Annotated in this window: 17 protein-coding genes; 3 read left to right on the top strand and 14 right to left on the bottom strand. The window is 29.1% G+C overall.

Annotated features, from left to right (window positions below; translation table 11 throughout):
* Positions 1-27: 27 nt before the first annotated feature.
* The 9 genes from HBE96_RS11350 to HBE96_RS11390 all read right to left on the bottom strand — a co-directional run bounded on the left by HBE96_RS11350 (position 28) and on the right by HBE96_RS11390 (position 6,841).
* Positions 28-771 carry an ABC transporter permease gene (locus HBE96_RS11350; RefSeq protein WP_169297866.1) on the bottom strand — a complete coding sequence of 248 codons (744 nt, stop codon included), beginning with the start codon at positions 769-771 and terminating at the stop codon, positions 28-30.
* Positions 758-1,489 carry an ABC transporter ATP-binding protein gene (locus HBE96_RS11355; protein WP_169297867.1) on the bottom strand — a complete coding sequence of 244 codons (732 nt, stop codon included), beginning with the start codon at positions 1,487-1,489 and terminating at the stop codon, positions 758-760. Before HBE96_RS11355 ends, HBE96_RS11350 begins: the two co-directional genes overlap by 14 nt.
* A 184-nt stretch (positions 1,490-1,673) precedes the next feature.
* Entirely contained in the window at positions 1,674-2,414 is a 741-nt protein-coding gene (locus tag HBE96_RS11360; RefSeq protein WP_169297868.1) for a MerR family transcriptional regulator, read from the bottom strand.
* Between the two features lie 75 nt (positions 2,415-2,489).
* Positions 2,490-2,831: a hypothetical protein gene (locus HBE96_RS11365; protein WP_243186908.1), complete on the bottom strand. Its 342-nt coding sequence runs from the start codon at positions 2,829-2,831 to the stop codon at positions 2,490-2,492.
* 602 nt (positions 2,832-3,433) lie between these two features.
* Positions 3,434-3,970, bottom strand: a complete 537-nt coding sequence (locus HBE96_RS11370; protein ID WP_169297870.1) for a MaoC family dehydratase — start codon at positions 3,968-3,970, stop codon at positions 3,434-3,436.
* Positions 3,971-4,036: 66 nt separating this feature from the next.
* The gene (gene fabG / locus HBE96_RS11375) at positions 4,037-4,792 is read right to left on the bottom strand and encodes a 3-oxoacyl-[acyl-carrier-protein] reductase (RefSeq protein WP_169297871.1); all 756 of its coding nucleotides are present in this window, start codon (positions 4,790-4,792) and stop codon (positions 4,037-4,039) included.
* A 28-nt stretch (positions 4,793-4,820) separates the two neighbouring features.
* Positions 4,821-5,441 (bottom strand): TetR/AcrR family transcriptional regulator, encoded by a 621-nt coding sequence (locus tag HBE96_RS11380; RefSeq protein WP_169297872.1) that lies wholly within the window; start codon positions 5,439-5,441, stop codon positions 4,821-4,823.
* Between the two features lie 81 nt (positions 5,442-5,522).
* The gene (locus HBE96_RS11385; RefSeq protein ID WP_169297873.1) at positions 5,523-6,437 is read right to left on the bottom strand and encodes an AEC family transporter; all 915 of its coding nucleotides are present in this window, start codon (positions 6,435-6,437) and stop codon (positions 5,523-5,525) included.
* 44 nt (positions 6,438-6,481) lie between these two features.
* Positions 6,482-6,841: a PilZ domain-containing protein gene (locus HBE96_RS11390; RefSeq protein ID WP_169297874.1), complete on the bottom strand. Its 360-nt coding sequence runs from the start codon at positions 6,839-6,841 to the stop codon at positions 6,482-6,484.
* A gap of 230 nt (positions 6,842-7,071) precedes the next feature.
* Here HBE96_RS11390 and HBE96_RS11395 point away from each other — a divergent pair, with 230 nt between their 5' ends.
* The gene (locus HBE96_RS11395) at positions 7,072-7,683 is read left to right on the top strand and encodes a TetR/AcrR family transcriptional regulator (RefSeq protein ID WP_169297875.1); all 612 of its coding nucleotides are present in this window, start codon (positions 7,072-7,074) and stop codon (positions 7,681-7,683) included.
* A 27-nt stretch (positions 7,684-7,710) separates the two neighbouring features.
* The gene (locus tag HBE96_RS11400) at positions 7,711-8,517 is read left to right on the top strand and encodes an EFR1 family ferrodoxin (RefSeq protein WP_169297876.1); all 807 of its coding nucleotides are present in this window, start codon (positions 7,711-7,713) and stop codon (positions 8,515-8,517) included.
* A 114-nt stretch (positions 8,518-8,631) separates the two neighbouring features.
* Here HBE96_RS11400 and HBE96_RS11405 read toward each other — a convergent pair whose 3' ends face one another.
* The 5 genes from HBE96_RS11405 to HBE96_RS11425 form a co-directional block, all read right to left on the bottom strand.
* On the bottom strand, positions 8,632-9,543 hold the full coding sequence (locus tag HBE96_RS11405) for a PhzF family isomerase (RefSeq protein WP_169297877.1): 912 nt from the start codon (positions 9,541-9,543) through the stop codon (positions 8,632-8,634).
* 554 nt (positions 9,544-10,097) lie between these two features.
* Positions 10,098-11,144, bottom strand: coding sequence for an HD domain-containing phosphohydrolase (locus tag HBE96_RS26310; RefSeq protein ID WP_169297878.1), 1,047 nt, complete (start codon positions 11,142-11,144; stop codon positions 10,098-10,100).
* 113 nt (positions 11,145-11,257) lie between these two features.
* Entirely contained in the window at positions 11,258-11,434 is a 177-nt protein-coding gene (locus tag HBE96_RS11415) for a 4Fe-4S binding protein (RefSeq protein ID WP_169297879.1), read from the bottom strand.
* On the bottom strand, positions 11,424-13,193 hold the full coding sequence (gene feoB, locus HBE96_RS11420; RefSeq protein ID WP_169297880.1) for a ferrous iron transport protein B: 1,770 nt from the start codon (positions 13,191-13,193) through the stop codon (positions 11,424-11,426). The genes HBE96_RS11415 and feoB overlap by 11 nt, the downstream gene beginning before the upstream one ends.
* Positions 13,194-13,420: 227 nt before the next feature.
* The gene (locus HBE96_RS11425) at positions 13,421-15,085 is read right to left on the bottom strand and encodes a glutamine--tRNA ligase/YqeY domain fusion protein (protein WP_169297881.1); all 1,665 of its coding nucleotides are present in this window, start codon (positions 15,083-15,085) and stop codon (positions 13,421-13,423) included.
* Between the two features lie 485 nt (positions 15,086-15,570).
* Here HBE96_RS11425 and HBE96_RS11430 point away from each other — a divergent pair, with 485 nt between their 5' ends.
* On the top strand, positions 15,571-16,134 hold the full coding sequence (locus tag HBE96_RS11430) for a hypothetical protein (RefSeq protein ID WP_169297882.1): 564 nt from the start codon (positions 15,571-15,573) through the stop codon (positions 16,132-16,134).
* The last annotated feature ends 357 nt before the right edge of the window (positions 16,135-16,491 follow it).

Genomic DNA, 16,491 nt, shown 5'->3' on the forward strand with positions numbered 1-16,491 from the left:
TAATATTATTTGTGATAATTTTATAAATTATTCCCATCTAAAAAATCTAACAGAAACAATTATACAAATCATAGCAAGTACAGCCATTATAACAATAGGAAAAATAACACCTTCCACAGGCAAACCAAGAGAAGCAGCTTTTAAAAGCTTTATTCCTTGTGTTAGAGGCAATATATCAGCTGATTTTTGAAGTGCTTTCGGCATTACTTCATATGGTAATGTTGCTCCAGAAAAGATTAGCATTGGAAAGTACAAAATACTCGCTATAACACTTGCTATTTTTGTATTTGGTGCAATGCCTCCAACCATAATGCCAATGCTAAACATGGACATCATTACTAAAAAATACCCACCTAAAAATTGAAGCCATGAACCGTTTAACTTATAACCAAAGAAAATTGCTGCAACAGCATAAACAAGCACTAATGAAACAAGTGAATAGAGAGTATAAATGACTACCTGAACTGCTAAAATTAATGCTGGACTTGTTGGCGTTACTTTAAATCGCTTCAAAATCTTTTTATTACGATAATCTGATACTACTAAAGGAAGTCCCATAACGCCACCAGCACAAATAGCTATGGTGGATATTGCTCCAAAAGATTGAGCTAAAAAAGTATATTCTGATCCATAAAAAGCGGGCTTGTTTCCATATATAATACCTAGAATAATCATTACTACCACTGGCATGCATATTGCAAAAATGAACATATCCATTCCTCTCAGGGATAGCTTTAGTTCAATTTTAAGCATTGTACTAAATGTTTTCATATTTGTTTTCCTCCTCTGTGTACCAAAGATAAGCATCCTCAAATTTTTCAAAAGGGCTTAAATCAACTGCTTCTTGTACTGTTCCATCAAATATTATTTCCCCACTTTTAAGAATACAAATTTTATCGCATAAAGCTTCAACTTCATCCATGAAATGAGAACTTAAAAAGATAGTAAGACCTTTCTCCTTCAATTGTAAAAGACATTTCCAAACATCACGCCTTGCTTTTGTGTCAAGCCCTGTGGTTAGCTCATCTAAAAATACAACTTCAGGCTTTGGAATCAATGCAAGTATAATAAATAACCTTTGTTTTTGCCCTCCTGAAAGCTTGCTGACAAGACTTTTTGTCTTATCAGAAAGTCCAAATTGATTTAACAAAGCTTTATAATCCTCAGATAATTTATAAAGTGACTGCGTAACCTGACACAATTCGGCCACTGTTATATTCTCCTGATAATTTGATTCTTGAAATTGAACACCTACTTTTTCAAACAGCTCTTTACGTTCTATTTGTGGATTCTTATTCAAAATGGACACTGTTCCACTATCCGGCTTTTTTGTTCCTAAAATACACTCAATGGTCGTACTTTTACCTGCACCATTTGCTCCTAAAAGACCAAATACCATACCACGAGAAATTGTAATATTTACGTTTTCAATTGCCGGCACTCTTCCATATAATTTGCTTAATCTTTCAACCTTAATGACGGTTTTCATAACTTTCTCCTCCTTTGAACTTATTTACACAAAAAGAATAACACCAATACAAAGATTGGTGTTAAAGTGTAGGGTTTACCCCATCACATTTCTTATCATTAAGCCTTATACATCTTCAAAAAAATAATAAGGCACCTGGTAGTCTATTTTCTTTCAGATACCTTATATGAACTTAAAAATCATTTTATGAAAATTGTCTTTTCATTTTTTTAATGTGAAACAGCATTACATGAGCATTTTTTTCAGCCCATTTCAAAGAAGTAATCAATTTATCACATACAGATATGATTTCATCATTTTCACTAGGAGTATCAAGCACTTTTTTAATATTCACATTTGGATTTTTAGATAATGCTTCAATCATCCTTAATATAGCTTCAAGAGAGTAATTTGCACAACGAAGGGAACGAATAATTTTTAATCGTCTAATATCTTCGTCTCTATACACACGATAACCATTTTGTTTTCGCTTTACACTTAATAATCCATTCATTTCCCAATTTCTCAAAGCATCCATGGAAACTTGTAAATATTCAGCAGCCTCTTTCCTTTTAAAAGATAATGTATCTGTTGTTTCATTAGATAATAATTGTTTTACACTTTCTATGGCTTCTTCTGCATTACTCTGTTCTTTTTGTATTTGCTCTACATAATCCTGTGTAAGAGAAATAGCTTTTTTAAAATTTCCTGCTGCAGATAATTTTACAATCTCAACAACCTTTTTACGCAGACCATTTTGAAGCACTTCAATTTTAAAAGCAATTCTTGCAAGCTTAAATTGCTCAATATGAAGGTCTGTGAAAACACGATAACCATTAGATTGCCTGCGAGGTTTAGGAATAAGGCTAAGTTCTTCATATAGCCTCACCGTGTTAGGATGTATCCCTATTATTTTTGCCACTTCTGCCGTCCTATAGGTATTCATTTTTTAATTCACCTCTATTCTATAATACCATCAATCAAAAGTCTGGTGTTATAGTGGAGAGTTTAATTATATTAGTTATCCTTTTTCTTTACTGGTTCGCATTAAGTCCCTATATAAAAATATCATAGTAATAAAAAAACTTAATACCGCAAAACCGATATTTAGAGTTTTGCTATGTATAAATTCTCCTATAAAAGGCATTACCATAAGAAAATAAATTATAATTAGAGGATATGCTAATTTTCTCAGTTTACGAGTCTCCACAAATTCAGACATACTAGCAACAAATAAAAATATTATAATTATTGTTATTATGATTTCTGGTAATTTCACTCTCATAAACATTGCTGCCACTTCAGCTGCACTCATAATAAACGCTAGTATTGTTAGAATATTTGCTATAGATTTAAATTTCATAAATACCATCTCCTAATATCAATCACACTACTAGATATATATAATGAAATGGCTTACTTTATGCTTAAAGTAAATTGGGGCGCTGTTACACTAAGTATAACTTAACTTTTGTACATGCAATTTTGACTTAATATGAGCATAATGCTACACAAGTGAATGTAAGCGAAGTAACTTTAAACTGTATACATAATACATTATTACAGCGTAAGACTCCACCTTAATTTCTAAGCGTTATAAGTTATAGATTAAATATAATTTTGAATTGATAAAATCACCTATGACAATATAATTATATGTGTACGTTTGAAGTTACTAGTTTTGATTTTAACTTTTATGCAGTGATATATGATAAGTGTGTCATCACATTAGCTAAATTGTTTTAGTATTATTCTTAGTTCTAAGTTTTGGAAAGCCTTAGAACTTTAGTCCTGTTTGAGGGAACCGAGTTTGACAAAGTTCTTAGGCTTTCCAAAACTTAGGACTTTAGAATAATTAAAACATTTAGCCGTGATGACACACTTATCATATATCACGGAGTAAAAGTTAAAATTCAAACTTTCACTGCATCCTCATATCGCATAAATTTTAGTACTATATGGATTTTATTTAATACAAAGTGCTTGAAAGCATAATGTATCATTACTATAACCTTTGATGAGATTTTCTTCATGCTTTATGTATACTGGATTACCACCATAAACAGGATGAATATATTTCACTTCTATTTCATTACTTTGAGTAGTATCACAAAGTTCTTTAAGAATAAATAACCCTTGTACAACAGGATTTTCTGTTAGATGAATAGAATTTGTATCTCCTGTTACGTGACTAAAATTTGAAATTTCTTCTTTTGAAAAACTGCGCCATAAAGTTCCACAGTCTTTAACATTTTCTTTTTGAACAGATTCTTTAACCTTTACATTCATCATTAAATAAACTGTTAATGTTTCTGCAATTTCATTATTAACATATCCACTACAGTTAATTACACAAAGCTTTCTGCTGCTTTTTACAATTTCATTTTTATAAATTTCATTATCTAGTTTTGATTGGAAGCGTTGATATTTTACTTTGGCAATAAATGCACCATCGTAAAAAAAATCTTCCTTCATAGTAAATGCTTTAAATAAATCTATCATTTAATTTTCCACCTTAATATCAATATAATAGTTAGGATTTTCCACCGTCTAAATCTCCCAATGGTTTTACTGCATTACCATACCACCATCAACATTTATAACTTGCCCTGTAATATATTCTGACATGTTTGAAACGAGAAACAAAACAGCACTAGCTACTGCTTCAGGCCTACCATAAGCTTTCATTGGAATTTTGGATAACATCTCTTCAGTTACTTTTTCTGGAAGTGCTGCTGTCATATCTGTTGCTATATATCCTGGAGCAACAGCATTTACCTTTATGCCACGATCTGCTAATTCTCTTGCTGTTGTTTTAGTAAAACCTATAAGCCCAGCCTTAGAAGCAGCATAATTTGCCTGACCAACATTTCCTGTTATACCTACAACACTAGCCATATTAACTATACTGCCAGATTTTTGTCTTAACATCTGCTTTGATACAAATTTAGTACAGTTAAATGCTCCCGTGAGATTTGTACTTATTACCTTATCCCAGTTTTCTTTTTTCATGGTCATCATTATACCATCACTTGTAACCCCAGCATTATTTACTAATATATCTATCCTTTTGAACCTTGCAATTATAGCTTTTACAACCTCTTTCGTTGATTCCTCTGAACTCACATCATGTTTTAAGCCTAAAGCTTCAACATCATAAGCTGATGATATTTCATTTGCTGCTTGTTTTGCTCGTTCTTCATTAGTTCCCGTTACCACTATTTTTACTTTTTCTGCTGCTAATTTCTCTGCAATAGCTCTCCCAAGTCCTCGTGTTCCTCCTGTTACTAACGCCACTTTATCAGTTAAACCTAAATCAATCATATTGTTACCTCCAATTTATGAAATAGTTTTATTTAATGTATTCTCTAAGCAACCTTTTGAATCCATTTAAATTATATTCATAAGAAAATCTTACTACGTTCCTTCGTTCATTAACCTCCATATCACCTTCCAATGAATCCAATAATAGATTAAGCATATTATCAAATACCATTCTTATAATTTTGTAACTTTGAACCATATCACAATTATTCAAACCACACTTCTGTAAAAATGCAATTTCATGTTGTGTCATATTTTCCATTATTTCTTTTTTCAAATTCTCATATCTTGTTCCTTTACTATATCTAAGTAAAATTAACAATCTCTTTCTCTTTGCTATTAAATCATCTATTCTTCTATGGGTTGGAAGGTACCTTTCTAAGTTTTGCTGATTTTTCAAAAAAGCTTTTGTTAATATTGGAAATATTCTAGAATTATAATCTCTCAATATATCTGCAAAAGATTGCGGTAAAACAGTATAAAACAACTCTTCTTTGTTCTTAAAATAAATGTAAATATTGCCTACCGAAATATTTGCTTTTGCAGCAATATGACTCATTTTCGTATTTAAGTATCCTTTTTCTAAAAATATATCTATTGCTGCATTTTCAATTGCTTTTTTAACCTCATCTTTTTTTACTTGAACCATTTTATTCTCCATTATCTTAAAACTGAATTTATAATTCATTTTTATGTTAGTACTAAATTGTTTATTTGTCAATCATATGATTTATCTCAGTATCATACTCCAAATAGGCACTGACAATAAAGTCATAACAGTAGAAAACACCACTAGTTTTGTACCAAATACATAATCTCCATCATACTTAGCTGCTAAAATAGCTGTAGTACTCCCTGCTGGCATTCCTGTTAAAAGAACTGCTACACCAATAATAAGCTTATCAATCCCAGCTAATTTGCATCCAATAAACACCAATCCAGGAATCATTACAAGTCTGATTACAGTAAAATATATAACATCCTTATTAATCATAGTTTTTAAATCATCAACTTCTGCTATAATACAACCTATCAATATCATGGTAAGTGCTGTAGTACACTGACCTAAATTACTTATAGTTTTCTCAATGAATACAGGTAGATGTATTCTTGTAACCATTAATAAAAATCCAATGTAAACAGCTATCATACAAGGATGCAGTACTACTTTTTTAATTGCTGATTTTTTATCAGTTTCATCCGTAAACTGTGACAATCCAGCTGACCACATAGCAATTCTATTCGGAATACAAAAAATAGACGAATACATAAGTCCTGTTGCTCCAAATATACCTTGTGCAATAGGATTCCCTAAAAAACCTGAATTGGATACTAGTGTTCCATATTTGAAAATCTTTCTTTTTCTTATATCATAACTATTAAAAGCAAATTTACAGATAATATAAGAAAGGGTCTGCGCAAGTGCAGCAATCACTATAATAACTACAAACTTCTTTAGTAATGCCATATTGAAATCAATTCTGAAAGAAGTGATTATATTGCATGGTAAAATAAGATTTAAAACCAATTCAGTTAATACTGATTTTGCCTTTTCTGTAAGTACTCCCTTTTTCCTCATAAACACTCCAATAATCACTATTAAAAACATTGTACCTTGGAGTGTCCACATTGCATTAAAGTTCATTAATTTTACTTCCTTTCATTTTGCCATGTGTTCGTAAAGTTGAGTTATAATAAATCCTGCTTTAACATTTCCCTATAAATATGTTTTATGGCTACAAATTGGCCTCCAATAAAGTACCCCTCATCATACAGATTAATATGAACTACTTTAACAATAGCAGGTATAGTCATTTTGTTATACTTAAATATCACTTCTAGTATATCATCTATATCAAACTTTGTATTTGATATAAATCCTATTCCTGAAATAGAAACATCTACGGTTAACCTTTCCAAATGAACATGTTTAGAATTTACACTTATAATTCTTAACATATCATTATAACCATACCTTTTATTTATTCTACGATCTCTTTTAAATATCTGATACCTATCAAATAAATAACTAAAATTATTCTTTTTCATACTACCTCTCGCTTTTTTATGAATATCAAAATAATGACACTATTATATTCTTCACAAATCATATTTTTCAAAACATTATATCATATTGTAGAAATTTGACGCAATTTTTTATCCATAATTATTCTGTTCAATAAAATTTTTCCACTATAAACTTCTAGACAATTAGAAAAAGAAGGAGTATAATGCAATCAAAAGAGAATATGTCATTCTCTTTTATAGGAGGTACAAATATGGTTCAATACAAAAAAGAAGATATTAAAGAAAAAATTGATAACGCAGCATTAAAAATCTTTGTAGAAAAAGGATATGAAAAAGCAAAAATTTCTAACATTGCAACAGAATCAAATGTTTCAGTTGGAAATATATATAGGTACTATAAGAGCAAGGAAGAAATATTTTATTCAATAGCCCCTGAAAGTGTATTAGAAAACCTAAAAAGTATTTTGATCAATAAGCTTACATTTGCAAAGGACAAAACGTTAAGTGAGCTAAACTCAAAGAATGATTTTCAACTTGTAAATGAAGAATTTATCGATTATATGATTAAAAACAGAGATCAAATTTTAATAATGTTTATTGGAAGTAAAGGTACAAGATATGAAAGTCTAAAGGATGAAGCTATAAATTATATGATAAAAATCATAAAAGAAAATTATTCAAAAGAAAACAATAAAATTATCTATGATTCCATGAACTATAGGATTATTAAAATCATATATAAAAATTTCATTGAAATGATAATGCAGATTCTTAAGGAGTCAAATTCCTCTGAAGATATAAAAAAGTCATTTAAAATTATAAATCTTTATCATCTATTTGGAGTTACCAATTTATTTAAATAATTAATGAAAAATAAGGAGTGTCACGAAATGAAAACCATAATATATTATTTTACAGCTACAGGAAACAGCTTGGACGTAGCTAAAAGTATTGAAAAATCTCTTGAGGAAACTGAACTTATATCTATACCTAAATTAAGTGATTATAAAATTGTAGCACCTGCCGCAGAAAAAGTAGGTTTTGTATTTCCAGTATATGACTATAGTATTCCTCTAGTAGTAAAAGATTTTTTAAACAAATTGGATTTATCTAATACAAGTTATATTTTTGCTACAGTAACCTGTAATTTCTTACCTGGACTTGCACTTGACAAAGTTGATTCTATATTAAAAGAAAAGAAAAAGAAATTAAATAGTGGGTTTGTAATAAAAATGCCTGGAACTTATATAGCTATGTATGGTGCAAATTCAGAAAAAACTCAAATAAAAAAATTCAAACAAAAGGATAAAAAAATTACTACAATTATAGATTGCATAGAAAACTGTAAAAATCATGGTATTGAAAAAAGCAAATTAATTATTGATAGACTTTTAGCACCAAAGTTTGAAAAATCCATGGACAACTTTCCTACTAAAGACAGAAGCTTTTGTGTTGATGATAATTGTATAGGATGTGGAATTTGCAGCAAAGTTTGTGCCTTTGATAATATTAAAATCATAGATGGTAAACCTAATTGGCATCATGGATGTCAGCAATGTTTTGCCTGCATACATTTGTGTCCAAAAGTCTCCATACAAATAGGAACGGATACAATAAATAAAAAAAGATACAAAAACCCTAACATTTCTCTGCAGGATATTATAAGTGCAAATAGTTCGTTGAAAAAAACTGAATAAAAATTGTACTATAAATAGCTGCTGCCAAAAATTAATGAGGGATGCATAAAGGCTTTTCTCAGATATGAATATTAAAATTTTTAAATTTTAATATTCCATTTTTTATAATTCAAGTTAATCCTCTAACAACAATTCAGATTTAAATGCTATTACTGCATTTCCAGAGACTTTAACTTCTACAGGTTCTTTATTTTCTATTTTTACCTCAACTTCAATGATACCTTTCCTTCTTATAGTTTCACCCTGTATTGCCTTAAATTTAAATGAAGAATTGTTACATTTAACAAGATTATGATGAACAAGATATGCTCCCAAAGGACCATTTGCATTACCAGTTACAGGATCTTCATTAATACCTATTGCAGGCGCAAACATTCTTCCGTGTACTAAAATATCACTATCTTCTTCATTAACTGTAAAAACATAATATCCATTACACTTAATAATGCCACTTAATTTAGAAAGTGCATCGTGCTTTGGTTTAAGTGTATTTAAGGTTTCAACACTTTTTATACCAATCATAACCTTAGAATGGCCCGTTGAAACAATCTGAACTTCATAATTTTCCAGTAAATCACTGTTTTTTATATTAAGTGCTTTTAAAAGTTCTTTTTTATTTGTGCTATCAATAATATTGCCGAATTCAACTTTTCCCTGAGTCATAACAATTTTATAATCACCATTTTCCTTTGTTATATCAACAGGCAAAATTCCAGCTCCTGTTTTATGATAAACCCTTGAAGTATCAAGTTCATTTTCAATAGCACGCACATAATGAGCAGCAATAGTAGCATGCCCACAGATTGGCACTTCATTCGTTGGAGTAAAAAATCTCACATTAACATCATACTCACTACTGTTCGAAGAAAATATAAAAGCCGTCTCTGAATTGTTAAGCTCTCTAGCTATTTTTTGCATTTCACAGTCAGTTAATCCATCTGCATTTGTTATTACTCCTGCTGGATTTCCTGTGAATTTTTCCTTTGTAAATGAATCAATTTGATACAAGTTATATTTTCTTATCATTATCTTGCCTCCTAAAAGTTTATAGATTGCAATCCATTTTATAAATTCCTATAAATTGATATTAAGTTATTATATAACTAATTATAATGTTACTATAATATACATACTAGTACGCACTTTTTAGTCACATACTTACCATTTGGAAACGATGATAAGTATGAGTAAGTTGAAAATAAAGAACTAACAAAAATTTAGGGGGGGGATACAAATGTAGACTTTAAAATTTATAAAGTTTATATGTTTTAAGTGCAATAAAAAAAGAACGCACATAATGACATGGTTTAATGATTATGAAAATTTATAGATCAGCAGCAAAAGCTGTGAATAAAATAAAGGATAAAATATTAAAAATAATAGCAATTCTAAATTTATATAATAGAAATCTAAATATGAATTACAATAACTTTAAAGGCTTATACAAAAAAAGTAATAAAATTCTTTTAGAAGATAATTATATTTCTTTATATATGTTGTATAGCAACAAATGGCCCTAATCATATAAATTCAGCTATGCTATCAGCATAGCTGAATAATTGCAAATATATAATTACAAATTACAACATAGCTTTAATTTCAATACTCTTTTCCTTTGAAAGATCAATATATCTTTTTCCAATACTTACAACAGGTTTAGTAATATTATGTGGAGGTACATATAAAATTTCGCCTTCTTCACCAGTATTCAACAATACCTTTGAACCTACATAACAAGCTGCTATATTTTCTAGAAATGTATTCATTACATGTATATCAAAATATTCTAAGCTGTTGTTTTTAAGTATTTCAAAAGCTTTAAAAGGAGTTTCTCTTTTCCTATAAACTCTATCTGAAGTAATTGCGTCATAAGCATCTACAACAGCAATTATTTTACAATATATACTGAGTTCATCACCGTTTTTCCCTAAAGGGTATCCTGTACTGTTCATCCTTTCATGATGCATTAAAATAACTTCTTTAACTATATCTGAAACAATATTAGTACCCTTCACCATATTATATCCATATACAGGGTGTTTTTTTATTTCACCAAATTCTTCTATATCAACTTTTCCTTTTTTATTTAAAATTTCTATAGGTACTTTTACTTGTCCTATATCATGAAGAAGCCCTGCCTCAACTATTTGGCTTATATCTCTTTTAGTTAAACATAACCATTTGGCCAGAAGCATTCCATAAAAAGATACATTTACGCAATGACTATATACATATCCTTCAGAGTTTTTTAATTCACTAAGACATTTAACAATATAATATTCATCATTTATAGCCTTATAGATAGAATTAGATATTTTATTCATTTTCGCAACTTCTACCTTTTTTCCTTTAGATAGATCATTTACTACTTCGCTTATTTCTATAACATTCTCTTTATAATTTTTCTTCACATCAAAAAAATTAGTACTAATAAACTTAGGGGTTCCTTCCATTCCTGCAGCATAAATCCAAACATATTTTATCTCAAACGCAGCAAGTTTCTGTATTATATAATAATTTATAATCGTATTTTCTACTGCAATAGTTGCGCCATATTTGCTTACTACCTTTTGTGAAATTACATCACCTGCTTTACAATCCGAAACTAATACACATTTTTTTCCCACATCTATCTCCCCCAAAAATATCGAAATTATTATTTTTAAATTGTGCAAATTCACTGTAGTGATTACTGACACTTTGGAAAAGATATTAATACTTTTTAATATCTTTTGATTTATTATTTTTTAATTTCTTTAATATTTTTTTTATTTTTATAGTAAGGACACATCTTTGAGCAGCTTCCACAACCACTACATTTGTCATTTCGATTTATCACATTTTTGCATAATATATACACAGCTAATATTATTATAATTCCAGCAATAATAAACTCCTCTATTTCTTTATAATCCATAAAAATACCTCATTCCTATATTAAAAAATAGAAAGGAAATTATCCACGCAGTAGCAAATTGATAAAATATGGAAAGAAGGGTAATCTTCACTCCAAATTCTTTCTTCATTGTTATTATCGTAGATGCACAAGGACTATATAATAGTATAAACACTAAAAAACTTAAAGCCGATGCTAAATTAAATTGATGTGGAATAACCAAAGATAAGTTTCCTCCATACAAAACTCCTAATGTCCCTGCTATAACTTCCTTACCCATAAGCCCTGTGAGAAGAGAGACTGAATTCTGCCAATTGCCAAAGCCTAGTGGATTAAAAATTGGGGATATAAACTTTCCAACCGCTGCAAGAAAACTATAATTTATATTTACCATACCATTGAAATTAAAATTAGACAATACCCATATTATAATAGACATGGAAAAGATTATAGTTCCAATTTTTTTTAAAAATCCTTTTCCTTTTTCCCAGGTATGCATTAAAAGCAGTTTAAAATCAGGCATAATATAGTCCGGTAGTTCCTCCATATAAGGTTCATCTTCCTTTTCCTTAAATATAAATTTAAAAATTAAACTAAAGAAGAATGATATTGAAATTCCTGTAAAATACAGCATACCTAAAATTATAATTTCTTTTTTGGGGAAAAATATAGTAGCAAAAAGCATATATACTGGAAGCTTTGCATTGCAGGACATAAAAGGTATAAGCAGTGCTGTAATTACTCTTTCTCTCTTATTTTCAATATTTTTTGCAGCCATAAGTGCTGGAACAGAACATCCAAACCCTATAATCATAGGAATAAAGGATTTTCCAGATACTCCTCCAAGACTCATAATTTTATCCATTAACAAAGCTGCTCTGCTCATATATCCACTGTCTTCCATTAATGAAAGTAGTGCAAAAAGTGTAAGTATTACAGGTAAAAATACTAAAACTGAACTGATTCCAGATACTACTCCATCAACTAAAAGTGATTTAAACCATGGACTTTGATTCTCTAAAATTCTGCTTAAAAAAGGTATAGCATAATTAAAAAGTGCACTTCTAAATACCTCTGCTAAGGGTGTGCCTACCCATGAAAAAACTAACTTAAATATAAAATATATAATAGCTATAAATATAGGATATGCTAAGTATCTATTTAAAACAAATCTATCAATTTTTTCTGAAACTTTAGCTGTACTCTTTATATTTCTTACAGTACATGTACTTACAACACTTTCTATATAAGAATAAGTTTCCTTTTCACTATTTGTATCAACACTTACAGGCTTAGATACATTAAATGCTTTCTTTTTTATATAATTCTTTAACTTCTTTACTTCTTTATATTTTATATTATTCATAGGTATAATTTTTGTATCTAAAATTTGAGATAATTTTTCTACATTTATATGTATCCCATTTTTTTCTGCCTTATCCACCATATTTAAAACTATTACCATAGGTATATTCAATTTTTTAAGCTGTATAGTAAGATAAAGATTTCTCTCTAAGTTAAGAGCATTTACTACATTTATTATTAAATTCACTTTGTTATTAGTTATATGATTATTAAATATTTTTTCTAAATTTGAACCAGTATCCATAGAATATATTCCAGGGAAAACTGCTATCTTAGTATTGCTATCTATAAATCCTTCCTGTTTTTCAATTTTAGAATTTCCATCTTCATCAGAAGTTTTTTCAGCTTTTGCTATCTTATTAAATAGAACTTCCTGACCAACATTAGGATTACCTATTAAAGTACAAAGAATCATATATCTCTCCTTTTCAAAATTAAAACATAATGAATTTCAAATGATAATAAATATTATAACATTTGATAATATTTAAAACAAATTCACCTTAAAATTCACAATAAAAAAAACTCCCATCCTCAGCTAAAAAGCTAAAGAACGAGAGTATTAATTATGTAGTACCACCTGAATTTATAAATGCCTAGCAACATTTAATCTTTTTCGGTACTTAAAAAATATATATTAACTTATTTTTTTATTTTAAATGAACTTTTTAATGATACTATTCTATTAAATACTGGCTTTTCTTCAGTATTATATTTAGTATCCACATTAAAATATCCTACTCTGATAAATTGGAACTTTTCCTGTGGTTTTACACCCTTCATATTCTCTTCTACAAATCCCTGTAATACTTCTAATGAATTTGGATTAACTTTATCTAAAAAGTCTTTTCCATCATCCTCTTCTTCTTCTTCATCTAATATTAGAGGCTGGAATAATCTAAATTCTGCTGGAAGAGCGTGGTTTGCATCTATCCAGTGAATAGTTCCTTTTACCTTTCTTCCTGTAAATCCTGTTCCACATTTTGTTTCTGGATCATAGGTACAATGAAGTTCTACTACATTTCCATTTTCATCTTTTATAACTTCATTACATTTTATAAAGTAAGCATTTTTAAATCTTACTTCATTTCCTGGAAACAATCTAAAGTATTTCTTTGGAGGATTTTCCATGAAATCTTCCTGATCTATATATAATTCCCTTGAAAATGGGATCTTACGTATTCCTAATTCTTCATTTTCAGAATTATTTTCAGCATCAAGCATTTCTACTTTGCCTTCTGGATAGTTTGTTATAATAACCTTTAATGGTCTTAAAACAGCCATTGTAGCTGGAACCTTTGCTTTTAAATCTTCTCTTAAGAAATGTTCCAACATTTGTTCATCTACTACACTGCTAGCTTTTGCTACTCCAATTTCTCTACAGAAATTACGAACAGATTCAGGAGTATATCCCCTTCTTCTAATACCTGCAATAGTTGGCATACGTGGATCATCCCATCCATCCACAAACTTTTCATCTACTAATTTTTTTAACTTTCTCTTACTTGTAACCGTATTTGTAACATTTAATCTTGCAAATTCAATTTGTCTAGGCTGACATTCCATTTCGCTCTCTCTTATTACCCAATCATATAAAGGGCGGTGATCCTCAAATTCTAGAGTACAAATTGAATGTGTAACTCCCTCAATAGCATCTTCAATAGGATGTGCAAAATCGTACATAGGATATATGCACCATTTATCTCCTGTATTGTGATGAGTAGAATGAGCTATACGATAAATTACAGGATCTCTCATGTTTATGTTAGGCGAAGCCATATCAATTTTAGCTCTTAATACCTTTTCTCCATCCTTAAATTCACCACTTCTCATACGCTCAAATAAATCTAAATTTTCTTCTATTGTTCTATTTCTATAAGGACTTTCTGTTCCTGGTTTTGTCAAAGTCCCCCTATGTTCTCTTATTTCTTCTGCTGTTAAGTCACATACAAAAGCTTTGCCTTTTTTAATAAGTATTAAAGCCCTCTTGTACATTTCATCAAAATAATTAGAAGCAAAATATAATGCATCCCATTCAAAACCTAACCATTTAACATCTTCCTTTATTGACTCTACATATTCTGTATCTTCCTTTACAGGATTTGTATCATCAAAACGCAAATTAGTTTTTCCATTAAACTCATCTGCTAATTCAAAATTCAATGTTATTGATTTTGCATGACCTATATGTAAATATCCATTTGGTTCTGGAGGAAAACGAGTAACTATTTGTTTATGTTTTCCTAACTCCAAGTCTTCTGCAATAATATTTTTAATAAAATTGGATTTAACGTTATTTTCTTCCATGGTTCCCACTTCTCTTTCTATTAGCTTAATTTAAACTTTTCAATTCCAATGAAATAAATATATCATAAAACTGCACTTTTTTCTATAATTCACATAGAAATTCATATTTTCCGATGAAATACATATAAAATTCCTTTCTTTATTATACAGGCTTATGAGTGTTTTTTCAAATTTAACAGCATAAACCTACTTCTTCTTATTCTTGCCTTCTACAGCATTTTATTAAAATCAAGATTCACTTTATTTTAAAGATTATAAACTACAATACATATTATACTCAATATGCAAAATTAAATTATGTATAGAACAATTGCATATTTAATTTATTTGTAATTTTTTAGATAAAAATCTCTTCATTGTCAATTATAGTTTGATATCTCCCCCTAGACATTTAACTGTTTATATTATAATATTAAATATAGAATATTTAAACAATTGCATTTATTCCCTTTAGTTTTATCATTTTTTAAATTGGAGGTGTTTTTATGGATTATAATTTAAAACAAGTTGAAGATTATTTAACGAATATCTATGGAATGCATTTAGGCGAAAATAAAACTATAAGTAAAAAACTAATGAAACAGCTAAATAGAAAAAATCTTATTGCACGCAGTGCTAGATGTGTATATTTAGTAGATAATCTCATAATAAAAACATCCTCTGATTCAACTTTTGGCAAATTACCCTTTGGTGCTGAACAATGTATTAATGAATTTAATTTATATCATTCCAAGGATAGTTCAGTAAACCCTTTTAAGAAAATATTATGTCCTGTTTATGCTATATATAAAAGTAATTTTATATATTTAACTATACATAAGCCGGTTGTACCTCTAGCCAAAAATGACGACTGCCCTGACACTATATATTCCCATATTGAAAAGGATTCATCTTTTTCCAATATAAATTTATTTTTATCAATTTTAGATGAATTTAAGGAAAAATTAGTATTTAATTCTCCTGCTATTCAATATGAATTTTCCAAACTCAGCACCTTTGGATATGATGAAAATAGAGAGTTATGCATATTAGATTACGGAATTTATTAACAATGTAATTTTATAATTTAAAAATAATGCAAAGCAAAGTGCAGTGAAAGTTTGGATTTTTATGTAGTATATATGTAGACTGAAGTAAGAAGAAACGTTAAGCTGTATGAAGACTGATATATGTTGTGCTGGAACATTCGAGCAAATTTTAGAAGTTGTTAAGCAGAGAGCTAAAATCTATGATTTTGTGCGAATCGCTTACTCCTCTGACAAAAGGAAGTGGAGTTTCATTACTCTAAAAATACCGTAATTTTTGCTAGGACGGCAAAAGCTCTGAAAGCGACAGGACGTCGCATTTGAAGAGGTAGGTATTTTTCAATATCTCAAGTAATTAGAACTTCTTAATGAAGTTAGTGT

Source organism: Clostridium muellerianum (genome assembly GCF_012926525.1).
GTDB classification, from domain to species: Bacteria; Bacillota; Clostridia; order Clostridiales; family Clostridiaceae; genus Clostridium_AM; species Clostridium_AM muellerianum.

Coding starts and splice junctions, on each gene's coding strand:
- HBE96_RS11350 (WP_169297866.1), bottom strand. CDS start 771: ATGAAAACATTTAGTACAATGCTTAAAATTGAACTAAAGCTATCCCTG.
- HBE96_RS11355 (WP_169297867.1), bottom strand. CDS start 1,489: ATGAAAACCGTCATTAAGGTTGAAAGATTAAGCAAATTATATGGAAGA.
- HBE96_RS11360 (WP_169297868.1), bottom strand. CDS start 2,414: ATGAATACCTATAGGACGGCAGAAGTGGCAAAAATAATAGGGATACAT.
- HBE96_RS11365 (WP_243186908.1), bottom strand. CDS start 2,831: ATGAAATTTAAATCTATAGCAAATATTCTAACAATACTAGCGTTTATT.
- HBE96_RS11370 (WP_169297870.1), bottom strand. CDS start 3,970: ATGATAGATTTATTTAAAGCATTTACTATGAAGGAAGATTTTTTTTAC.
- fabG (WP_169297871.1), bottom strand. CDS start 4,792: ATGATTGATTTAGGTTTAACTGATAAAGTGGCGTTAGTAACAGGAGGA.
- HBE96_RS11380 (WP_169297872.1), bottom strand. CDS start 5,441: ATGGTTCAAGTAAAAAAAGATGAGGTTAAAAAAGCAATTGAAAATGCA.
- HBE96_RS11385 (WP_169297873.1), bottom strand. CDS start 6,437: ATGAACTTTAATGCAATGTGGACACTCCAAGGTACAATGTTTTTAATA.
- HBE96_RS11390 (WP_169297874.1), bottom strand. CDS start 6,841: ATGAAAAAGAATAATTTTAGTTATTTATTTGATAGGTATCAGATATTT.
- HBE96_RS11395 (WP_169297875.1), top strand. CDS start 7,072: ATGGTTCAATACAAAAAAGAAGATATTAAAGAAAAAATTGATAACGCA.
- HBE96_RS11400 (WP_169297876.1), top strand. CDS start 7,711: ATGAAAACCATAATATATTATTTTACAGCTACAGGAAACAGCTTGGAC.
- HBE96_RS11405 (WP_169297877.1), bottom strand. CDS start 9,543: ATGATAAGAAAATATAACTTGTATCAAATTGATTCATTTACAAAGGAA.
- HBE96_RS11415 (WP_169297879.1), bottom strand. CDS start 11,434: ATGGATTATAAAGAAATAGAGGAGTTTATTATTGCTGGAATTATAATA.
- feoB (WP_169297880.1), bottom strand. CDS start 13,193: ATGATTCTTTGTACTTTAATAGGTAATCCTAATGTTGGTCAGGAAGTT.
- HBE96_RS11425 (WP_169297881.1), bottom strand. CDS start 15,085: ATGGAAGAAAATAACGTTAAATCCAATTTTATTAAAAATATTATTGCA.
- HBE96_RS11430 (WP_169297882.1), top strand. CDS start 15,571: ATGGATTATAATTTAAAACAAGTTGAAGATTATTTAACGAATATCTAT.